13 protein-coding genes are annotated in these 18,195 nt (G+C 36.7%); 7 read left to right on the forward strand and 6 right to left on the reverse strand.

The annotated features are described in order from the left end of the window. Positions 1–263 precede the first annotated feature (263 nt). Positions 264–980 carry an ADP-ribosyltransferase gene (locus CSEC_RS09115; RefSeq protein ID WP_041018110.1) on the forward strand — a complete coding sequence of 239 codons (717 nt, stop codon included), beginning with the start codon at positions 264–266 and terminating at the stop codon, positions 978–980. Between the two features lie 106 nt (positions 981–1,086). On the opposite strand, the gene CSEC_RS09120 is transcribed toward CSEC_RS09115, so the two are convergent. From CSEC_RS09120 to CSEC_RS09145, 6 genes are all read right to left on the reverse strand, one after another. Then, entirely contained in the window at positions 1,087–1,605 is a 519-nt protein-coding gene (locus tag CSEC_RS09120) for a peptidylprolyl isomerase (RefSeq protein WP_053331963.1), read from the reverse strand. Between the two features lie 53 nt (positions 1,606–1,658). Beyond that, positions 1,659–4,277, reverse strand: a complete 2,619-nt coding sequence (topA, locus tag CSEC_RS09125) for a type I DNA topoisomerase (protein ID WP_041018111.1) — start codon at positions 4,275–4,277, stop codon at positions 1,659–1,661. A 473-nt stretch (positions 4,278–4,750) separates the two neighbouring features. Further along, entirely contained in the window at positions 4,751–6,151 is a 1,401-nt protein-coding gene (locus tag CSEC_RS09130; RefSeq protein ID WP_041018112.1) for an ankyrin repeat domain-containing protein, read from the reverse strand. 206 nt (positions 6,152–6,357) lie between these two features. Then, positions 6,358–8,067: a hypothetical protein gene (locus CSEC_RS09135; RefSeq protein ID WP_041018113.1), complete on the reverse strand. Its 1,710-nt coding sequence runs from the start codon at positions 8,065–8,067 to the stop codon at positions 6,358–6,360. Between the two features lie 177 nt (positions 8,068–8,244). Beyond that, positions 8,245–8,430: a hypothetical protein gene (locus tag CSEC_RS09140; RefSeq protein ID WP_041018114.1), complete on the reverse strand. Its 186-nt coding sequence runs from the start codon at positions 8,428–8,430 to the stop codon at positions 8,245–8,247. 459 nt (positions 8,431–8,889) lie between these two features. Further along, complete coding sequence (locus CSEC_RS09145; RefSeq protein ID WP_041018115.1) at positions 8,890–9,609, reverse strand: hypothetical protein; 720 nt, start codon at positions 9,607–9,609, stop codon at positions 8,890–8,892. Between the two features lie 150 nt (positions 9,610–9,759). On the opposite strand from CSEC_RS09145, the gene CSEC_RS09150 reads away from it, so the two are divergent. The 6 genes from CSEC_RS09150 (at position 9,760) to CSEC_RS09175 (ending at position 17,963) form a co-directional block, all read left to right on the forward strand. Continuing rightward, positions 9,760–10,575, forward strand: coding sequence for a ParB/RepB/Spo0J family partition protein (locus CSEC_RS09150; protein ID WP_041018116.1), 816 nt, complete (start codon positions 9,760–9,762; stop codon positions 10,573–10,575). 87 nt (positions 10,576–10,662) lie between these two features. Further along, on the forward strand, positions 10,663–11,778 hold the full coding sequence (locus CSEC_RS09155; RefSeq protein WP_053331957.1) for a vWA domain-containing protein: 1,116 nt from the start codon (positions 10,663–10,665) through the stop codon (positions 11,776–11,778). Then, positions 11,779–14,616: a vWA domain-containing protein gene (locus CSEC_RS09160; RefSeq protein WP_041018117.1), complete on the forward strand. Its 2,838-nt coding sequence runs from the start codon at positions 11,779–11,781 to the stop codon at positions 14,614–14,616. A gap of 65 nt (positions 14,617–14,681) precedes the next feature. Beyond that, positions 14,682–16,340: a BatD family protein gene (locus CSEC_RS09165; protein WP_161780981.1), complete on the forward strand. Its 1,659-nt coding sequence runs from the start codon at positions 14,682–14,684 to the stop codon at positions 16,338–16,340. An 18-nt stretch (positions 16,341–16,358) separates the two neighbouring features. Further along, a complete protein-coding gene (locus tag CSEC_RS09170) occupies positions 16,359–17,153 on the forward strand; it encodes a hypothetical protein (RefSeq protein WP_041018119.1) in 795 nt (264 codons plus the stop codon). 405 nt (positions 17,154–17,558) lie between these two features. After that, the gene (locus CSEC_RS09175; RefSeq protein ID WP_041018120.1) at positions 17,559–17,963 is read left to right on the forward strand and encodes a hypothetical protein; all 405 of its coding nucleotides are present in this window, start codon (positions 17,559–17,561) and stop codon (positions 17,961–17,963) included. Positions 17,964–18,195: the final 232 nt, after the last annotated feature.

Raw genomic sequence — 18,195 nt, forward strand, 5'->3', positions numbered from 1 at the left:
CGGATTAGGCGTTAATCACGGGTTAAAAGTAAAACATATCGAAGTAGAGTTTTCAGCTTCAGTCCTTCATGAATTTTTGTAAGAACAATGGGAAAAAAGAAGAGGAGGTAGGGGATTAACCTATTTGAAAGATGGGATAGGCCAAGACTTAAACCGTAGCCCTAGAGAAATTGATGTTTATTTAATCTTAACAAATAATTAATTTATTACTTACTTGAATATTAAATAATATCTTTTAATTAAATAATTAAGAGATATTTTTTATGCATTGTACAAGCCCTCGTTATTCTTATGCCACTAGCGTTCCCCAAAACTTGGCTCCCGGAATATATTTTGATATCAATGAAATTGAAACTCAGGAAGAGCCGATAAAAGATATTCCTGAAGAATGTTTGATTCTCTTGAGTCAAGAGGTAAATAAAAAAACCGAGGATGTTAAAAAATCTTTGAAATATTACGCCTTAACTAAGGGCTATTTACGCATAAATAAGCAAATGAGAGCTGTTTCATCTTCTAATGATGATTCAAAAATCACAAACCACATTGGAAATATATTTCATAATATGGATGACATGTGTTTTAACCATCAAGTGCGCCTTTTCCGTACGGAAGCTGATGATTATAAACAAAATGTACAAGGAAAAGAAATTACTTCAAGACAACTAAGAGAGGGAGATATTTGGCAATTTCCTTCATTTGTTTCCGCAAGCATTACAAATAAGCCTAATTCCCCAAAAATTCAAGAAGAAGGAAAATTAACGGTATTTGTCTTTGAATTCGGTAAAAACGAAAGAATAAGAGGCCTTTATATAGGCGATACTGCAGGTAAAAGAGGAGAGTATGAAATTTTACTTTCTCCAGGTGTCGCCAAAGTGAAGGAAGCTTACAAAGCGACAATAGCCATGGGATTTGTTATTATGAAAACAAAATTTGTTGTTGTTAAAATGGACTTTACCTCTGAAAATAGTAATATCTCTTGATTTAAGCTAACCCTAATGGATGCCTTTTGGACTTGTTCTAAGATAAACAGTTAGCCTTATTTAAAAGTTGAGATAGGCCAAGACTTAAGCCTTGGCCTTAAAGAGACTATTCTTGCTTAAGATAAACCTTTTTGATCACTTGCGGAGTTGCAGGCTTATCTCTTGCGGAAGTATCCACATTTTCGATTTTTTTAACGATTTCAAAGCCTGAAATCACTTCTCCAAAAATAGTATGGCGTTTATTAAGCCAAGGAGTTGGAACTGTCGTAATAAAAAATTGGCTTCCATTAGTATTTGGACCGGCGTTAGCCATAGCTAAAATTCCGCCTTTATCAAATTTAAGCTCATCTGAAACCTCATCTTCAAAGGGGGTTCCCCATAAAGATTTTCCGCCTGTTCCGTTGCCGTTTGGATCTCCGCCTTGAATCATAAAATCTTTAATGACCCGGTGGAAAGTTAAGCCATCATAATATTTTTTTTCTGCAAGCCCTAAGAAGTTTTCAGTAGCTTTAGGAGCTTTTTTTGGAAACAGTCTGATTTCAATATTTCCTTGTGTTGTTTCCATAACGATAACGGGGTCATTCTTCATAAAGTTTTCCTGGGTATTAAGAGGTGACTCAAACATTAAAAGGTATAAACAAGCCGTAAAAAAAATGGCGGCAGCTCTAAAATGCATGATTATCCTTCTTCTTTTTTGGTTAGGTGTTTTTTAAGATGGGCGCCTAATTTTAACATATTGATAGAATCAGAGCTTCCCAAAACTTTTGAAAGCGTTTTGTCGGGATTGATGCTTCTCTTATCGTTTTTGTCCTGCAAATCCTTATCCTTAATATATTCCCAAACTTTTTTAGTCGCATCCCCAAAGCTCAATTCTTTTTCTTTGACAATCGCTTCAAGTTCTTTGCTGACATTAAATTTAGGCATTTCTCTTTTTTTTGCGGTCTTTTTTGCAGGAGCTTTTGCTTTTTTGGCGGTTTTTGCAGATTTCGCTGGTTTTTTGGCTGACGCCTTTACGGGCGCTGTTTTTTTCTTTCTTTTGCTGACGTACGCTTTTCTTTCATGATTTTGGTATTTGGTTTCCAATTCTTCTAAAGTATTTCCAATCACGTCGCAATCAGGGAAAGTTGAACAGGAGAAAAACATTTTTCCGAATCGGGATCTTCTTTGTACAATTTTACCTGTGCACCCTATGGCAGGGCAAGGGGGAAGCTCGCTTTCGGGAACTAATTCTTCGCCTTTTTTGGGGATATTCACAATTCCCTTGCAATCAGGGTATCTGCTGCAGCCAAGAAAAGCTCCAAAACGACCATGCCTTACCTTCATGGGAGACCCGCAATCCGGACAAAGTTGCTCCCAGTTAAAATTCTCGCTGTAATCTTCTTTTCTAAAAGTGATCTCTTCAACTGGAGCTGAATAAGTGCAGTCCGGATAATTTGTGCAGCCAAAGAAGTACTTATTTTTAAACCATACTTTTTGCAATTTGCCTGTTTTGCAACTAGGACAGGGAATATCAGTCTCTATCTTTGGAACGAAAGCTTGCTTTTCAGCCGTTTCAAGCACCGGAAAGAATTTATCCCAAAAATCATTTATGAGTTTTTTCCAGTCTTTCTTGTTTTCTGCGATAAGCTCAAGATCATCTTCCATGGCAGCTGTAAAGCCGACATTCATAATTTCTGTAAAGTTAGCTTCGAGTAGCTGTGCTATCACACGGCCGATTTCTGTCGGCTTTAACCTGCCGCTTTCTTTGACTGTATAGTCCCGGCTTTGGATTTTATTCATGATAGCGGCGTAGGTAGAAGGCCGTCCGATTCCTGATTTTTCAAGCTCTTTGATAAGCGAAGCCTCTGTAAACCTTGGTGGAGGTCTTGTAAAGGCCTGCTCGCTTGTAGCCTCTAAAAGTTTTAAAAGATCTTCCACTTCCAGGGGAGGAAGAATTTTGGCTTCATCATCTTTATTCTCTTCGTCAAATTTTTCCTCGTAGAGAACAAGAAAACCCTGGAATTTAATGATAGAGCCATTCGCTCTTAATTTAATGCCTTTTCCATCGACAATATCAACTGCAAGAGTATCGTAAACTGCCGGCATCATTTGAGAGGCTAAAAAACGTCTCCAAATAAGTTGATAGAGAAGAAATTCCTCTTTTGTCAAATAAGGCTCTAATTTTTCAGGCGCATGCTGCAAGTTGGCAGGTCTTATAGCTTCGTGAGCGTCTTGAGCGCTTTTTTTGGTCGAATAAAATTTTGGCGTCTCCGGAATAAACTCGCTGCCGTAGGTTTTGCTGATAAAACTTCTAGCTTCGCTAATGGCCTCAGGCGCAACTCTTGTCGAGTCCGTTCTCATATAGGTGATAAGACCTTCCGGTCCTTCTTTTCCAAGATCAATTCCTTCATAAAGTTTTTGCGCGATGCTCATGGTTCGGGCAGAGGAAAATCCAAAGTGGCGGCTTGCTTCTTGCTGCAAAGTTGAAGTGATAAAAGGGGGAACGGGAAACCGTCTTTTTTCTTTTCTCTCCAAAGACTCAACTTTAAATTTTCCGTTTTCAATTCTTTTTGCAATTTCAAAAGCGGTGTCTTTATCCCCGATTGTGATTAAATCTTTTCCTTCCTCTTCTTCTTTAGCAACTCTTTTTCCATCGACAGAATAGAGGTAGGCTTTAAATACTTTCTCATCGTCTTCTTTTTTGAAGTGGGCTTCAATCTTCCAGTATTCTACCGGTTTAAAGGCTTCAATTTCTTTTTCCCTTTCGACGACAAGCTTAAGAGCTACCGATTGAACACGGCCAGCTGATACAGATTCGCCTTTTCCTCTTTGAATTCTGCGATTAAGGATCGGGGATATTTTATAGCCTACAATTCTGTCCAATAGACGTCTTGCTTGCTGGGCATCGACGAGCGCTAAATCAATTTCCCGAGGTTCTTTTAGGGCTTTCGCCACAGCTTCTTTTGTAATGGAGTTGAATGTGACCCGTTTAAAGACAAGGGCCTTCTTAGCAAGTTCGCTTTTTAGAATTTCTTGAATGTGCCAAGCAATAGCCTCACCCTCTCTATCAGGGTCGGGACAAAGGAAGATGACATCGCAATTTTTGGCGGCGGCTTTTAGCGTGGCAATGACTTTGGTTTTATCCGGCATGATGACATAGTGGGGAGTGAAATTGTGCTCAATGTCAATTCCAAATTCCCTTTCCGGAAGATCGCGAACATGCCCGACCGAAGACTCAAAAAGATAATCTGCGCCGAGAAATTTCTTTAAAGTTTTTATTTTAGCTGGGGATTCGACAATAATCAGCGATTTTCCCATGAGTTTAGTGCTCCTTGCTTTCTTGGAACATAAAAAATTAATTTATCCTTATAAGGATACTATTAGTTTTATTGTATTTTTCCCCATAGCTTCAAATTTAATTAATGGCAACGAAAGCGAGTAGAGACTAACGAATTGAATTACGGGGAAAATAATACAATACAGCTTTGAAAAATTCTCTTAAGCGCCTAACTAACTGAAGTTCTACCATTGTCGACGGACTGATCCGTCTATTTTCTAAACATTATCTAAAGAATATTCTATTTATAGGATAAACTTTGGGCGATAAGACCAAAAATCAGGTAAAAAGTTGAAACTTTGCCAATTTCTTAAACAACAATCAAGAGAAATTTAAGTTAGATTGCTAAGGTTCAAGCTGTTTCTTCCATTCATTATGGAATAGAAATTTTTTTAATGCATGGAAAAGTTAAAATCCTAGCAAAAAAAAGGTTTTGTCACAATAAGGATTTTTTTTAAGAAAAGATCATTAAAGCCTTTAATCCATATTTTTCTTCCAGTTGAATCATAGATTTTTGAAAATTCGAATCTCCATCCTTCCAAGTTTGAACTGCAAATAAAGCAAGTTCCTTATCTTGAAATAAAACGATAAGTTCAAGGACCCATTTAATCCCTTTAGCCTCATATTCTTCTAAAATAAGTGTCTTTGACAGGCCTTTTAAGTTTTGAATTTCCTCTACAAGGCGGGAATGATCACAGAAGATTTCCTTCAAGACAGCAAATTTTTCTTCACGCAAAGCAAAAGGAATTGGGGCACAGCCCACTTCTCCTGGTTCTGAAATATCTCCTTTACAGTGAATGAGAGTCATAAAAAGAAGAGGGGCAGTTACTGTTTTATTTGAAACAAAAAGAGAGTGGAGAGGGGTTAAACCACTATAAAGAAGATTCGGGTTCTCGCCAAAGGATATAAGAAGCTGAATGAAGTGATGCTCCTTGTCTTTCCAAGCCCAGTCGGAAAGAATGCTATGAATTAAAGGAATTCCATCTTTTGTTAGACAGTTTGGAGACGCGCCTTGGCTTAAAAGGATTTTTTCCATTTCAATAACTGTCAAATTATCTTTTTCTCTAGATTTTGAGCTGCAATTGCCATCAAGGGCTAAATAAAGAGTCTCTAAAGCTGCTCGCTTTGTTTGAGGCAAAGGCGTATCTAGAAGATTTTTCAATACTGAAGATGAAAATTTTTCTAATAAAATTTTTAGAGAATTAAGACAGACTCTGCTGCAAGCTAAATGCAAAAGTTCTAGACCTTTTTCCTCATCCGGCTGAAAATCTCCTTTTTCTGAAAGGAAAGAAAGCGTTTCAAACCGATCAAATTTGAAAGCTTCTAAAGCAGCTTGTTTAGTTAATTCCTTTGCAATGAGAGCATCATGTTTAAGATATAGTTCTTTTACAGTTTCAAAACACCCTTTCGCTGCGGCATTTATAAGGTGGCTTTTAAAATCACCCGGATTGCAGCGATAACGAATGATGGTGTTAGCCAAGTTATCATTTTTCTTATTTATGGCCTCTTTTAGCACATCTTCAAAAAGACAGGCCTCACATTTCTCTTTTGGTTCAGTTTGAGGTGTTTGATGAACCATCGGGTTTTTGTCTGAAAAAGGTAGAAGTTTTTGCAGCTCGATAAAAAAAAGAGAGATCGATTCCTTATTAATGGTTCTTTCTGTAAGGGAAAGAACAGTTGAAATCAAACGCAGCTTATGATGTAAATTTCGAATTTTATTTTTGCCGCACCAATCTTCACTAAAAAGTTCTAAACTTAAATTTTTAGTTAAAGCGGCTAAAGTTTTTTTAGGTTTAGATTGAAAAATTTCACCGAAATCTTTTTTATCGACGCTCGCCCAGGAGATTGCTCCCATAATTTTACCTATTATGTATTGGTTTTAATAGACATCCTTCGAAACCTAATCGCTTAAAGAGTTATTTTGACATCTTTTTTTGGAAATTTTCCCACATGCTTCATATGGTTTCAGAATTTATCAAAAAATTTGCACAAAATAAGCTCATCTTTCTTAGTCAAAGCAAGTTTCGAAACAAATCCAACGTTATATTTAAGGGTTTTTATTTATTTTATATCCTCTAAAGGCTTCACCGGATCTTTTTCATCTTTTTCCGCCATAGCAAGGAGATCGTTTTTATAAAGTTCATAAGCTACAAATAGCTGAGATGGCTCTTCTTTTTCCAAAGGCTTTTCCAAAATTTCTAAGCCGTATGCGTTTAATTTATCTATTAAAGATTCAAAATTATGGAAATTTTCAGTGATTTCTTTCACCCGACTAAAATCAATTTGAAGGGATCTCGCATTTTCCACTGTTTGATAAATGTCAAGGGGAGGGCCGAAAAGAGCGTCTAAATGAGGAAGAATGGCTTTGAAATAGTCTTGCTCCTCTTTAAACGATTCTCTAACGGGAAGGAGTCCTCCCTTGCTTGCGATATGCAGAAGAATGCAAAGTGATGACATAAATAAAAAAGTGGGATCTGTATTAAAAATTAAATCATAAGCGGTTTCAGACTTTTCTAGGGCTTTTTTAAAAGAGTCGGCTCGCTCTTTCATGGCTATAATAATTTGGTCTTCATTTAGCCAATCAGGGGGAAAAGTAAATTTTTTTTTGGCCGATTTAATTTCGTTTTTTATGTTTTCGAGATTTTTTAAAATTTGATTACTCATTTTATCTAAAACATCAATTGTTTCAGAGCTTAATTTTATCAAGGCAAGAGGGATTAAGAGCAAGTGGCATCTAAAACTTAAAAAAAATTTATCTGCTTTTAAAATAATTCCGTTTGAATGAGGCAAAGACCTTGCATTATCAAAAAAGATAAAGCCTGTATGCGTGCTTGAGAGAAATATATTGTCTCCATGAGCATCATTAAAGCCAAGGAAGATACTTATGGCAAATGCTTTAGCAAACTCAAGCTCATTAATTCTTTCACTTAGGTAAGGAACCCCGATAATATCATCTAAAGTTCCATAAGGAATTCTTTTTTGAACGCTTCCCAAAAAAGATTCGTTTTTACAAGTTATTTTAACAAAAGTAGTTGGAGCAAAATAAGCTTCCCATCCTAAAATTATACTTATTTGATAGATAAGCGCTTCAAGATGAGAAGTTCCAAGACGGATGTCCTTGTCCCTATCTTTCTTGGAACACCCTTTTAAAAAGCCTAAGGGTTTGCTAAATCTTGTAAAGGGAATGCCATGGTACTCGCTTACTTTATAAAGAGGGAAGACAAGGTTTAAGGTTTTATTCTTTAAAGGGACAAGCCTTTCTCTTAGAGAAGCTGCTTTATCGAGTTTCAGATCAAGCTTTTTTAAAAATGGCTTTTCTTCTTCAAAAAAAGTATCTTTTTTTTTCGCCTTATGGGCTTTACTAAACGTCTTGACTTTATTGTAGAGCTCCTCAAAAAAATCTTCTTTAGGAGGTTTTGTCGTTCCCTTTATCATTGATCTTATGAATTCAGATAATTTCTCTTTTTCAGTTGAGAGGAATTGATTTTCTTTATCGAAGAGGTGGATCGAAAGCATCAAATCGTATAGCCTTAGCTTTTTTTTTAAGGATTCTTGCACTTCGATTTGATGGATTTTTCTTGGATTTTTTCTTAATGAATCTTTTGTATCCTCATGCTGCAATAAATAGCACTCATCAAAATCTGAAAAAAATTTTTTCTCTATCCAAGAAAGGGTTTTATTAAGTTTAAATTGCGAATCAATTTTTTGAAATTGAGGGTCCGATTCAAAATTTTTTAAAAAATCAGAATAAAATAAAATTGAATGACTCATAGTTTACCTTATTGCGATTATTACTAATTTTCGAAGCCTTTATTTTTAATCCTACATAAAAAATTTATTTTACATAGAGTTTTTTGTAAAAGCATTGAGGGTTAACTAACTAGAAGGGCGATTGCTTAAGATTAAAAAAAAAGGCGGCCAAAGGGCCGCCTAAATCATTAATCTTTCTTAGAAAGATACGTTAATTCTTCCGCAAACTAAAATAACATCTTCGGAAATGGAAGAATTTTTATTGGTTGCATGATAGCTTGAAGGCGCAAAGTTAGCGGTCACAACTTTATCAGAGTAGTCCTCTTCGAAAGTAGTTTCTAACTCGGCTTCCTCGAAAGCCAGTGAGCATAATTTTGGACTCACGAGATAACTCCATACCCCTTTAAAGAGGCAGCGTTAAGGCTCTTGCCGTTCCAAGGAAATCATCTTAAAAACGTACAGATTACGTTCTGGATTGCATTTGAAGCAACTTAGTAACGTAAAATCAGCCTTGTATAATTTTTCAATTCCTTAGGTTTAACGCCTAAGGCTTTCTGTCTTATAGGTTTCATAGCCCCAAGTTAATTCGTGGTTTTAGAGCTTCTTTACCATAGTAAAGTTTAAAAGCCACAATCCACCCCCTTTTTGCTCGATCTGTCCACTTTTGGGGCCTAAATCTCTTCTTTTTTACAAGAAAGAGAGCATAAAGCTTAACTAATGCCTTTATCACTTATATGTTGAAAAAAGCAATCGTAATTTGTAAATTTTGAACTTAAAAAATGGCAAGTAATAAAATTGGAGCTATAACTTCAATTTCGAAATAAAGCAAAAAGACTAGCGGACTTATTTAGCTTTCAATGCATCTATTAGTTTTGCTTCACCTTGCGTAAATTTATCCCCGATCTTTGAAAGGGGAGAATCTTTATCTTTTAAAAGAGCTTCTACTTCAGATCCATAAGTGCTTGGTTGATTAAGAGCCATTTCAATAAAGCTGAGTTGAAGCAGATTGTAAGCTTTGAGGTACTCTGTCTCTTGATCTTGGTTTTGCGAAAGTAACACTAACAGTTTTTTTTCGAGATCGGCTGCTTTTGCAAGATCCTGATTTGCCGCCAATTGACTGGATTCACTTAATGTGCTGTATAAATTTAAGCCTCTTGCGATAAGAGTTTGAATGCCTTCTTTTAAATAGGGAGCGGCTTCTTTCGATTCTCCTAAAAGCATTAATAATTGTCCGAGCAAGCCATTATATTTTGTTGTCAATTCAGGATGCTTCTCAAGAACGTCCTTTAATTGCTGGTAGGATTTAAGGGCAGTATCTCTGTCTCCCTTAATGGAAGCTGTTTTCATCTCTGTAAAATAAGTGTCCGCTGCAATATAATCTGACTCAGCTTTTAAGCCGGCTGTAAAAAAATATTTTGCTCCAATAATGAGAAGCAGCATAGCTAGGCCAAATGCTAGTAAAATATTCTTAGAATTTTTTTTCAGCCACTCCGGATCAAAAGTGTCTATAAAAGATTCTTTAATAGGGAATTCGGATTTGTAATTGGAGGATGCTGCTTTCATACTAAAATTTTTGTTTTGTTTTTTTTAGCAAGTATAGAAAATTTCCCATTAAAAAAAACCATGAATTTCTTTTTTAGCCATGATTAACAGCATTTTCGTGATTAACAGCAATTTTTTTAAAATTTTAAAGGTCGAGAAGATTAAACGCTTATGAAAGATGAACCAATGGATGAAGATTTAAAGATTATTTCATTACAAAAAATTTCAGTAAGTTCGTATCAGCCAAGAAAAAGCTTTAACGCTAAAGATATTCAAGAACTTGCCGATTCGATTGAATCCGTAGGCCTTATCTCACCTCTTGTCGTCAAAAAAATTGAGAATGACCACTATGAGCTTATCGCAGGGGAGAGAAGGCTTCGGGCACTTCATCTTCTGAAAAGAAAAGAAGCTCCTTGCTTTATTCGAAAAATAGACGATCTTTCAAGTGGAGCTGCTTCCTTAATTGAAAATATTCAAAGAGTGGATCTTTCCCCAATAGAAATTGCCAAAAGCATAGACAAATTAATTCAGCAATTTAAACTCACCCAAAAAACAGTTTCTGAAAAAATTGGTAAAAAGCGTTCTACGGTCGCTAACTATCTCAGGCTTTTGACCTTGCCGGCACACATACAAGATGGGATAACAAGCGGTCTTTTTACAATGGGACATGCAAAAGCTCTTCTTTCCCTTGAAAAAGAAGATGAAATGGAATTGTTTTATGAAACGGTTTTGTCTGAGAAACTCTCTGTTCGAGAAGCGGAAAAAAAAGCAGATCAATTTAAGGATAAAGCTAAAAAGAATAAGCTTAGATATAGAACTAAAGATTTTTTCCTTGAAGATCTTCAAAATAAGATTCAAGAAAAGTATGGCACTAAAGTTGTGATTCAAGAAGAAGGCAAGAAAGGCAAAATTACAATTTCTTACTTCAATTATGATGATCTTGATCGCATTTTAGCTTTGATGGGTTGTAAAGAAGATTCATTTTAGAAGGCAAATGAAGTTTTAAAAGAACTCTATTGAAAGAAGTCGCCGAAAAGGCTTATAAAATAGATTTTAATTTAAGTCATTTTTTTTATGAGCTTAGACTTTTTTTGGACAGTTATTGCGATATCTTTGGCTCTTCTCGGCTTTTTTCTTTACAAGCTGAAAAACTCCTTTGAAGCACCCGGCGTTTATTTATCCACCGTTCAGGCGTTCTCCTCAAATAAGACCTTTAAAGAAAAGTATTATTGGCTTCCGGAAGCCATTGCGTATCTTAGCTTAGCAACCCTTCTAATGGCATTAGCCGGACCCCACTTAGAAAAGACGATTCAATTTCAGCAAAAAGAGGGGCTTCCCCCGCCCGCGCTTCAAAAAGGGTTGGCTATCTATCTGCTTTTAGATCACTCAGGTTCGATGTATCAAGAAGTTTCCGTGCCAAGCTCGACAGGCCTTCCTCAAAACATGAGAAAGATAGATCTTTCAAAGGAATTAACCAAAAAATTTGTTTTGGGCGATCCTAAACTTGGTTTAAAGGGTCGGGGATCTGATTTAATCGGGCTTGTCGCTTTTGCAAGAACCGCTCAAATTATTTCTCCTTTTTCGCTTGATCATGAGGCTATTGCCAATGAAATCGATCGGTTGACCATTAATCGAGATATCAACCAAATCGGCACATCCATCGGGTATGCCATTTTTAAGACGGTCAATGAAATAGCCGCAACCAAGCAATTTGCCAAAGAAATGGACAAAGAAAAAGGGTTTACTATTCTAAACTCAATTATCATTGTCATTACAGACGGGTTTCAAGAAACCAATCCAAATGATGAGAAGCACCCTTTAAGAAGCATTGATGTTTTTCAAGCCGCCGAAGCTGCCAAAAAAGAAGGGATTAAAATCTATGTTGTCAATATTGAGCCAAAGCTAAGTACGCCGGAATACGCATCCAATCGGGAACTTTTTAATTTAGTCACTAAGTATACCGGCGGGAAATTTTTTATGGTGGAAAGCGGGGGAAGCCTCGCTGATATTTATCGAGAAATAGACACGCTTGAAAAAAGCGAGGTGCCGGCTTTTCTAAAATCTAAAAAAAATGAGCCCACAACGTACACTGAAAAAAAATATTTTTCCTTTTTTTTAATGAAAGCGGCTCTTGGTTTGCTTTTGCTTCATCTCATCATAAAGCTATTTGTTATCAGCAGGGTACCCTAAGTGATTTTTGGCGCAAAAGAAAATATCTTCCTTTTTCTTATCCTTCCTTTCTTTATTTATTTTGTGTTTCGGGAATATAGAAAAAATGAAAAAATATTAGCCGCTCTTGGCGATTTAAAAATCCTAAAAAAAAGCTCGCTCCTTCCTTACCGATACTCTTATTTGATTCGCTTTTTCTTTCTTCTTCAATCGTTTAGCTTTTTAGTTTTAGCGTTAATGGACCCGAAAGGAAATCCCCATTATCCGGCAGGGGTTGAAAAGGCATTTGAGCAAGCCAAGGGCGGCGATGTTGAAATGAAATCGCAAGAGGTCGTCTTTCTTTTAGACCAATCAGCTTCCATGAATGTTGTAGATGGGCGTCAGAAAAAAAGCCGATTGGAGAATGCTAAAACCGTTATCGATGATGTCGTAAGGCAGTTAAACGGGGAGCAGATCTCTCTTTATGTCTTTTCAAATAATCTAGAGAGAAAAATCGCCAGCACTATCGACTATTTCTATTTTAGGCTTCATTTAAGAGAAGTTGGAAAAAAGGAGTTTGAAAGAGGGGGCACAAGCCTTATAAAAACCATGTCCCAGCTTGTCAAAGAAATGAGTCAAAAAAATAGAACGCTTCCCGCCACTATACTTCTATTTTCAGATGGCGAGGAAACAGAAGCTAGCGCGAATCCTTCAATTTGGAAAACCTTGGCGCAATCTTCTAAAAATGCGCTGCCTTTTAGGGTATTTGCAGTTGGCATGGGGACAGAATCAGGAGGGGTTGTTCCGGATGTTGAATATCAGGGAAAGAAAGTCACCTCCAAACTCGAACCAAAGGTCCTTGAAGAAATTGCGAGAGCTTTTAAGGGAAGGTATTTCGCTTCTGAAAACTATTCCTCAGCAGCCCTTGCGGCAGCCCTTATTAAAGAAATCCGCTCGAAGGAATCCTTTAAAGTAAAAAAAGAAGCTGTTGATAATAAACCTTTGCCTGTCGTTTACGATCTCTACTTTCAATACCCCCTTTCGTTATCGATCTTTTTCCTCATTCTGTATTTATTTACGCCCCCTATTCCCAAACTGAAAAAGAGCTTTTTGATTCTTTTGTTGATGTCAGCCTCCCAATTGCAAGCTGTTAATGAAGGCACCATAAAGGCTAAAAACTATGCCGAAGCCAATATGCCGGAAAAAGCAAGCGCTTCTTTGGAAGCTGAAATTCAAAGAGAAAAAGAACCTTGGAAAAAAGCCATTTTAAGATATAACCAAGGGGCTTCATACATGTATTCGAAAGAAAAGAGGCCCGCAAGAAAATACTTTTTGGAAGAGCCCCTTAGTAAAGAAACCTTTCCCCCTCTTACATTGAGGGTCAAAATAAATGAAGCCCTTATTGCTTTAGAAAATTTAATGCTTTTGCAAGAAAAAGCCGGGTCAAGGGGGGAATTTAGAGAAGCAGACTTTTATGCAGCGGAAGGTTTGTATAAACATATTTTAGAATCTTTAAAAGATGCCAGAACACTTGATTGCGAAACTCAAAAGCTTAAAGGGGCTAAAAATTGCCTTCCGACAAAATATTTGCAAGAAATAGAAAATAAAGCTCGAGAGCTTCATTTAATTATCAGAGACCAATCTTACATGGCAGCTTTTGAGAAAATGCCTTTAACCGATGTAAGCTTAAGGCTTCTTGGCATTATCAAAAGAATGAAATTAAGGCTCTCCCATCTTGAAAAAACGATCCCGAATCAAGAAAAAAATCAACTGCTAACCTCTGAAAAAGAATTTGCCGAAGGGCTTCTTCCCTTTTGGGATCTGTATTCAAAAAGGCTTAGCACTCTAAGAGGAGAAGCGAATCAAAGAGTTGAGGGTTTAAAAGCTAAAGATTCTTTCAATCAATTTATCCAAGCCCTAAGTGGAAGCGATTTAAAGACAAGCCTATCTTATCTATCAAAAACTGAGCAAACCTTGCAAAATACCCTAAAATCAAGTTTTGGAGAAAGTAGAGCGCTTGAAGCTTTAAATGTTTTAATTGATAGCTATGAAAGCTTGGAAGAGGAAGGTTTTTTAAGAATTGGGAGTTTGCAAGCTTTGTTGGATTTGCAGGAAGAATCTCTTTTAAGCCTAAAGGAAAGAGAGCTAATAGGCTTTGAATTTTTAGAAACTTCCACTAAGCTTCTTCGTTTGAGTATCCTCAATCAATCAGAAGAAAACTATCGAGAGAGTGAATTTTTTTTTCAAGGGGCCCAATTTTTCTTACAATTGTTCATGTATAAGAATACGGAGCTTAAAAATTCCCCTAAAGAAATTCTTGTTAAATTGCTTAAAATGGTTTGGTCTTTTAGGGAAATGTATCGAAATTATGATATGATAGATAAAAAAGAGGAGCCTAATCAACTTTTATGGAGTGTTTATTTTAGCTTACAAGCTATAGAAGATGATTTTGATGAAGCTGTTTTATTGATTCAAACACTTGGGTTTAATGAAGATTATAGTGGAAAGGATCGCTGTCAAAGCGTCCCTTGGGATGATGTCAATCCTTTATTTGATCAAGGAAGGCTTTTTTTAACGGAAGCATCAAGCCGAATGAAGCCTATCTTAAAAAAACTTGAGGATTTACTCTATATCGACCAAGCTATCTTTAGCTTTAAAGATGCGCTTGAAGCGATAGATCATCCTAAAGGCGGCAACGGGTGCAAAGGATCCCCTCAAAAGAAAAAAGAAGAAGAGGAGCCGGAAGAGTCGGAAGCTCCAAAGCCCTCAGATCAGCAAGAAGAGGATGTCCTTAAAAATCTTATGGAAATGGAACAAGAAGATGCAGGATTTAGAGAAGAAAAAGCGGAGCCTCCTAAAGGGGTAGAAAAGCCATGGTAAGAAGTAAAAATAAACTAATATATCCAACCTTTTTGCAAGTTTTTTTGCTTTTTGGGTTATTTTTTATGGCCAATACGCTTGATGGCGAAGAGCCTAAAATAACCGTAAGCTTTTATGACGAAACTTTAGCTCCAGGAAAGCCTGTTCAAGGGCTAATTACAATCATGCATTCCGATAAGGATGCCATTCCGCTAGAAAGCTTTAAATTAAAAGATCAAAAGTTAAACCCCACTTTCCTTAAGAAAACCGAAGTCGGCAATGGATTAGTTATTTCTCTTTATCAATTTGCTATAGCTTCAAGACAAAAGGGTTTATATGTTTTACCTCCCATAAAAGTTAAAGTCGGCGCTCAAGAATTTCAAACGCCTTCGATGACTTATGAAATAAAGCCCGATGGGTCAAGCGGAGAATCACCTAATGCGACGGCTAAAACTAAAGATGGGGATCCCATCATTTTCGCATTAAAATCCTTTGTAGACGGAAAGTCAGAGCTTTACCCCGGGCAAAAAATTATCGTTGGCTATTTCTATATTTTTAATAATAACATTGAAATTACAAAAGAAACGCTTCCTCTTTTTGAAGCCGGAGAGTTTAAGAAAGTCGGGGCTCAGCAAGTGAGCAACTATAAGCAAAGCGGACTTGGCATTAGGCAAATCGCGCAAGAATTAAAAGCCGATAAACCTGGAAATTATCGTTTGGGGCCTTCAATTATTGAAGGTAAAGTTTATAGAACTTCCAGCAGAACAGGAGAGAAAGAATACATAAGCGATGTCATAAGAGCTGAAGCACCGGCTGTTAATTTGCTAGTAAAATCCTTTCCGGATAGAGGAAAACCTGCTTCTTTTAATGGAGCTATTGGCGAGGACTTGCAATTCAAAGTTGAAATTCAAAGCCTTCCGGAATTAAGTGTGGGTGATAAACTTACCCTTTCACTTGCCGTAACCGGGAAAGGCGATTTTGAATCGCTTCCAATGCCTGATGTCTGCTGCCAACCGGGATTTCCCGGAAAATTCAGATTAAGCGATTTTCCGCCTGCTGTCACAGTTAAAGGATCGACCAAGTATTTTGTTGTTGAGATGACGCCGCTTTCATCCTCCATTAAAGCCATTCCTCCGATAGAATTCAGCTATTTCAATTTAAAGACGGAAAGCTACACGACTCTAAGGAGTGCTCCCATCCCAATAAAGGTGCACGAAGCGCCAAAAGGCGCTATTGCCCCTGAAGGGCCTACAGAAGAAAATAAAGATGAGAATAAAATTTGGAGTGAGCCCAAAAACACTCCCGAAGCTTTAGAAATTTCCTCGATTTATCCCATAACTAAAGAAGATTTGACTTCTCGATTTTTGGGAACTTTAAGCGCTATATGGCTTATTCCCATGGGTCTTTTAGCTCTCTATCTGCAAAGTCAATTGAAAAGAAGAAGAAATAAGCCGGGTGTGGAAAAGGTCAGTAAAAAGCCTCAAGAAATATTAAATGAAGCTGATAAGACAAATTTACATGCTCTAATAGAGAAATCTCTTATGCAGGCGCTTTTTGAAAAAGGCTTGGTTAGCAGACAAGATTTATCGCCTCATGAGTTAGATGAAAGAGGGATTACAGGTGAAGTTAGAGCCTTTTTCGAAGATTTAGAAGAAGCTAGGTTTTCAGGTAAAGAACACCTCAGTTATGAAGCTCAAAAGCAAAAAGCCTTAGAGTTGCTTGATAAAATTAAAAAGGCTGACTAAAAAAATAGGAAACCCTAAATGAACGTTTTAAAGAGCCCTTTAATCATCATTGCCGGATTAGCTTTTATAATCATTCCTATTTTTCTTTTTTTCATGAGCCCAAATCTTGAGACAAAGCTTCAAGAAGCAGGTACTAGATATAGGAGTGGAGAATCGGCGAAAACAGTAGCAGAAAGAGAAGAAAATTTTAATATAGCCCTTAAAAATTATCTTGAAGTTGAAAAGGAGAATGATCTTCGTTACTCGAATGGAAAGCTTTATTATAATATTGCCAATTCTTTTTTTAATTTAGATGAGTTTGCTTACGCTGTTTACTACTATTATAAAGCAATAGCTCTTCGACCGCTTGATGAAAAAGTAGAGAGGAATTTAGCAGTGGCTTTAAACAAATTAGGGTTAAAGGAAGAGCCTAATGACTCTTTAAAAGTAATCACCTTTTTTTCACCGCTTACAAGAAAGCTGCAAACTTTTTCACTTTCTTGGATTCTTTTTGTTGTTTTAGCAAGCCTTTATATCTGGAAAGAAAAACCGATTTATAAACAGTTGGCAGGAACTTTTTTGATGGTATCCGCTCTTGCATTGTCTTGGATAATTTTTTCAGCTCTTTTTTCACCCAAAGAAGGTGTTTTAATACAAGGTGTAGAGTTAAAGATGGATGCAGGCGATCAATTTGCAGCTGTAAGAGAAGAGCCCTTATCGGCAGGTCTAAAAGTTAAAATATTAGATTTTGATAAGGAGAGGGAATATTATAAAATAGAGACTTCGCAAGATGAAATTGGTTTTGTCCCAAAGAATACGTTAAGAGTTATTTGAACCTAATCGATAGCAAAACTATCCTGATATTGATATCCAAACTCTTCAAAAATAGGGTGCTTTAACCCTAGGTTATCCGCTTTCTAAGCCATCAAAAACGGGATGGTCTGAATCTGCCCAATCCATATACCCAAGAATTGAATCTGAACTTTTAAGAACCTAAGATCCATGTTTCAAATCTTTATGGAGAAATTTTAAATGGCCTTTAAACTGAGATTAAAATGAAGCTTAAGATAAGACTCTTTTTATTCTCCCTCCCGATAGTCTTATTTTAGGAAAGGAGGAAAATCGGGTTAATATACCCCCCTTCTCTAAAATTAAAGAAGGCACGATAAGTTGAAGTCCTTGTCGAAAAATCCCTTGAAGGGTTAATGATATAATAAAAATAATTTTAGAGGATTGACCGTGGATATTTCTTATATATTAGCTAGAGTTCTTGGAGTTACTTTGCTTGTTCTCTATGGTGGACTGATATTGAATCAGAAGTTATTTAGAAGCTTTGCAGATAGTGTCTTAAGCCACCCGATTCTTCTTTTTATAACTGGGTTTATCGGTGTCGTTTTAGGCTTGTTAATGATTCAAGTGCATAATATTTGGGTTTTTGACTGGAGGGTGATTATTACTTTCTTTGCGTGGTGGCTTTTCCTATCGGGGGCGCTTCGAGTTTTATTTCCTGAATTTATCCTGAACACCTTCCATAGTTTTTTTAAAGCTTCTCCAGAGTTTATTTATTTCATAGGAGCCGTTTTTTGCCTATTAGGTGCTTTTTTAACCTATATGGGGCTGACACCCTATCTTCACCAAATGTGATCATTTACAGGTGATTGATAAAAAAGGCTTTAACCTCTGATTGCCCCTAATCTCGCTTGATGCTTCATGTTAAACCGCGATCTGCTTTTTTAAAATGAAGCATCAAGCGACTAACTTATAAGGTAACCCCTAGGACTAGAGAAAAGATATTACGTTCGTTAGGCAAATCATCTACAGTTAAAACAGTATCATATCTTTCGGCTATGTCTCGACATGACCTTCCAAGAAGCCT

The sequence above is a fragment of the Criblamydia sequanensis CRIB-18 genome, from assembly GCF_000750955.1.
In the GTDB taxonomy this organism is placed as follows: domain Bacteria; phylum Chlamydiota; class Chlamydiia; order Chlamydiales; family Criblamydiaceae; genus Criblamydia; species Criblamydia sequanensis.

What these genes read in the sequence shown, in the direction of transcription:
- CSEC_RS09135 (WP_041018113.1), bottom strand. Translation starts at nt 8,067, where the DNA reads ATGAGTCATTCAATTTTATTTTATTCTGATTTTTTAAAAAATTTTGAA.
- CSEC_RS09165 (WP_161780981.1), top strand. Translation starts at nt 14,682, where the DNA reads ATGGCCAATACGCTTGATGGCGAAGAGCCTAAAATAACCGTAAGCTTT.
- CSEC_RS09150 (WP_041018116.1), top strand. Translation starts at nt 9,760, where the DNA reads ATGAAAGATGAACCAATGGATGAAGATTTAAAGATTATTTCATTACAA.
- CSEC_RS09155 (WP_053331957.1), top strand. Translation starts at nt 10,663, where the DNA reads ATGAGCTTAGACTTTTTTTGGACAGTTATTGCGATATCTTTGGCTCTT.
- CSEC_RS09145 (WP_041018115.1), bottom strand. Translation starts at nt 9,609, where the DNA reads ATGAAAGCAGCATCCTCCAATTACAAATCCGAATTCCCTATTAAAGAA.
- CSEC_RS09170 (WP_041018119.1), top strand. Translation starts at nt 16,359, where the DNA reads ATGAACGTTTTAAAGAGCCCTTTAATCATCATTGCCGGATTAGCTTTT.
- topA (WP_041018111.1), bottom strand. Translation starts at nt 4,277, where the DNA reads ATGGGAAAATCGCTGATTATTGTCGAATCCCCAGCTAAAATAAAAACT.
- CSEC_RS09130 (WP_041018112.1), bottom strand. Translation starts at nt 6,151, where the DNA reads ATGGGAGCAATCTCCTGGGCGAGCGTCGATAAAAAAGATTTCGGTGAA.
- CSEC_RS09120 (WP_053331963.1), bottom strand. Translation starts at nt 1,605, where the DNA reads ATGTTTGAGTCACCTCTTAATACCCAGGAAAACTTTATGAAGAATGAC.
- CSEC_RS09115 (WP_041018110.1), top strand. Translation starts at nt 264, where the DNA reads ATGCATTGTACAAGCCCTCGTTATTCTTATGCCACTAGCGTTCCCCAA.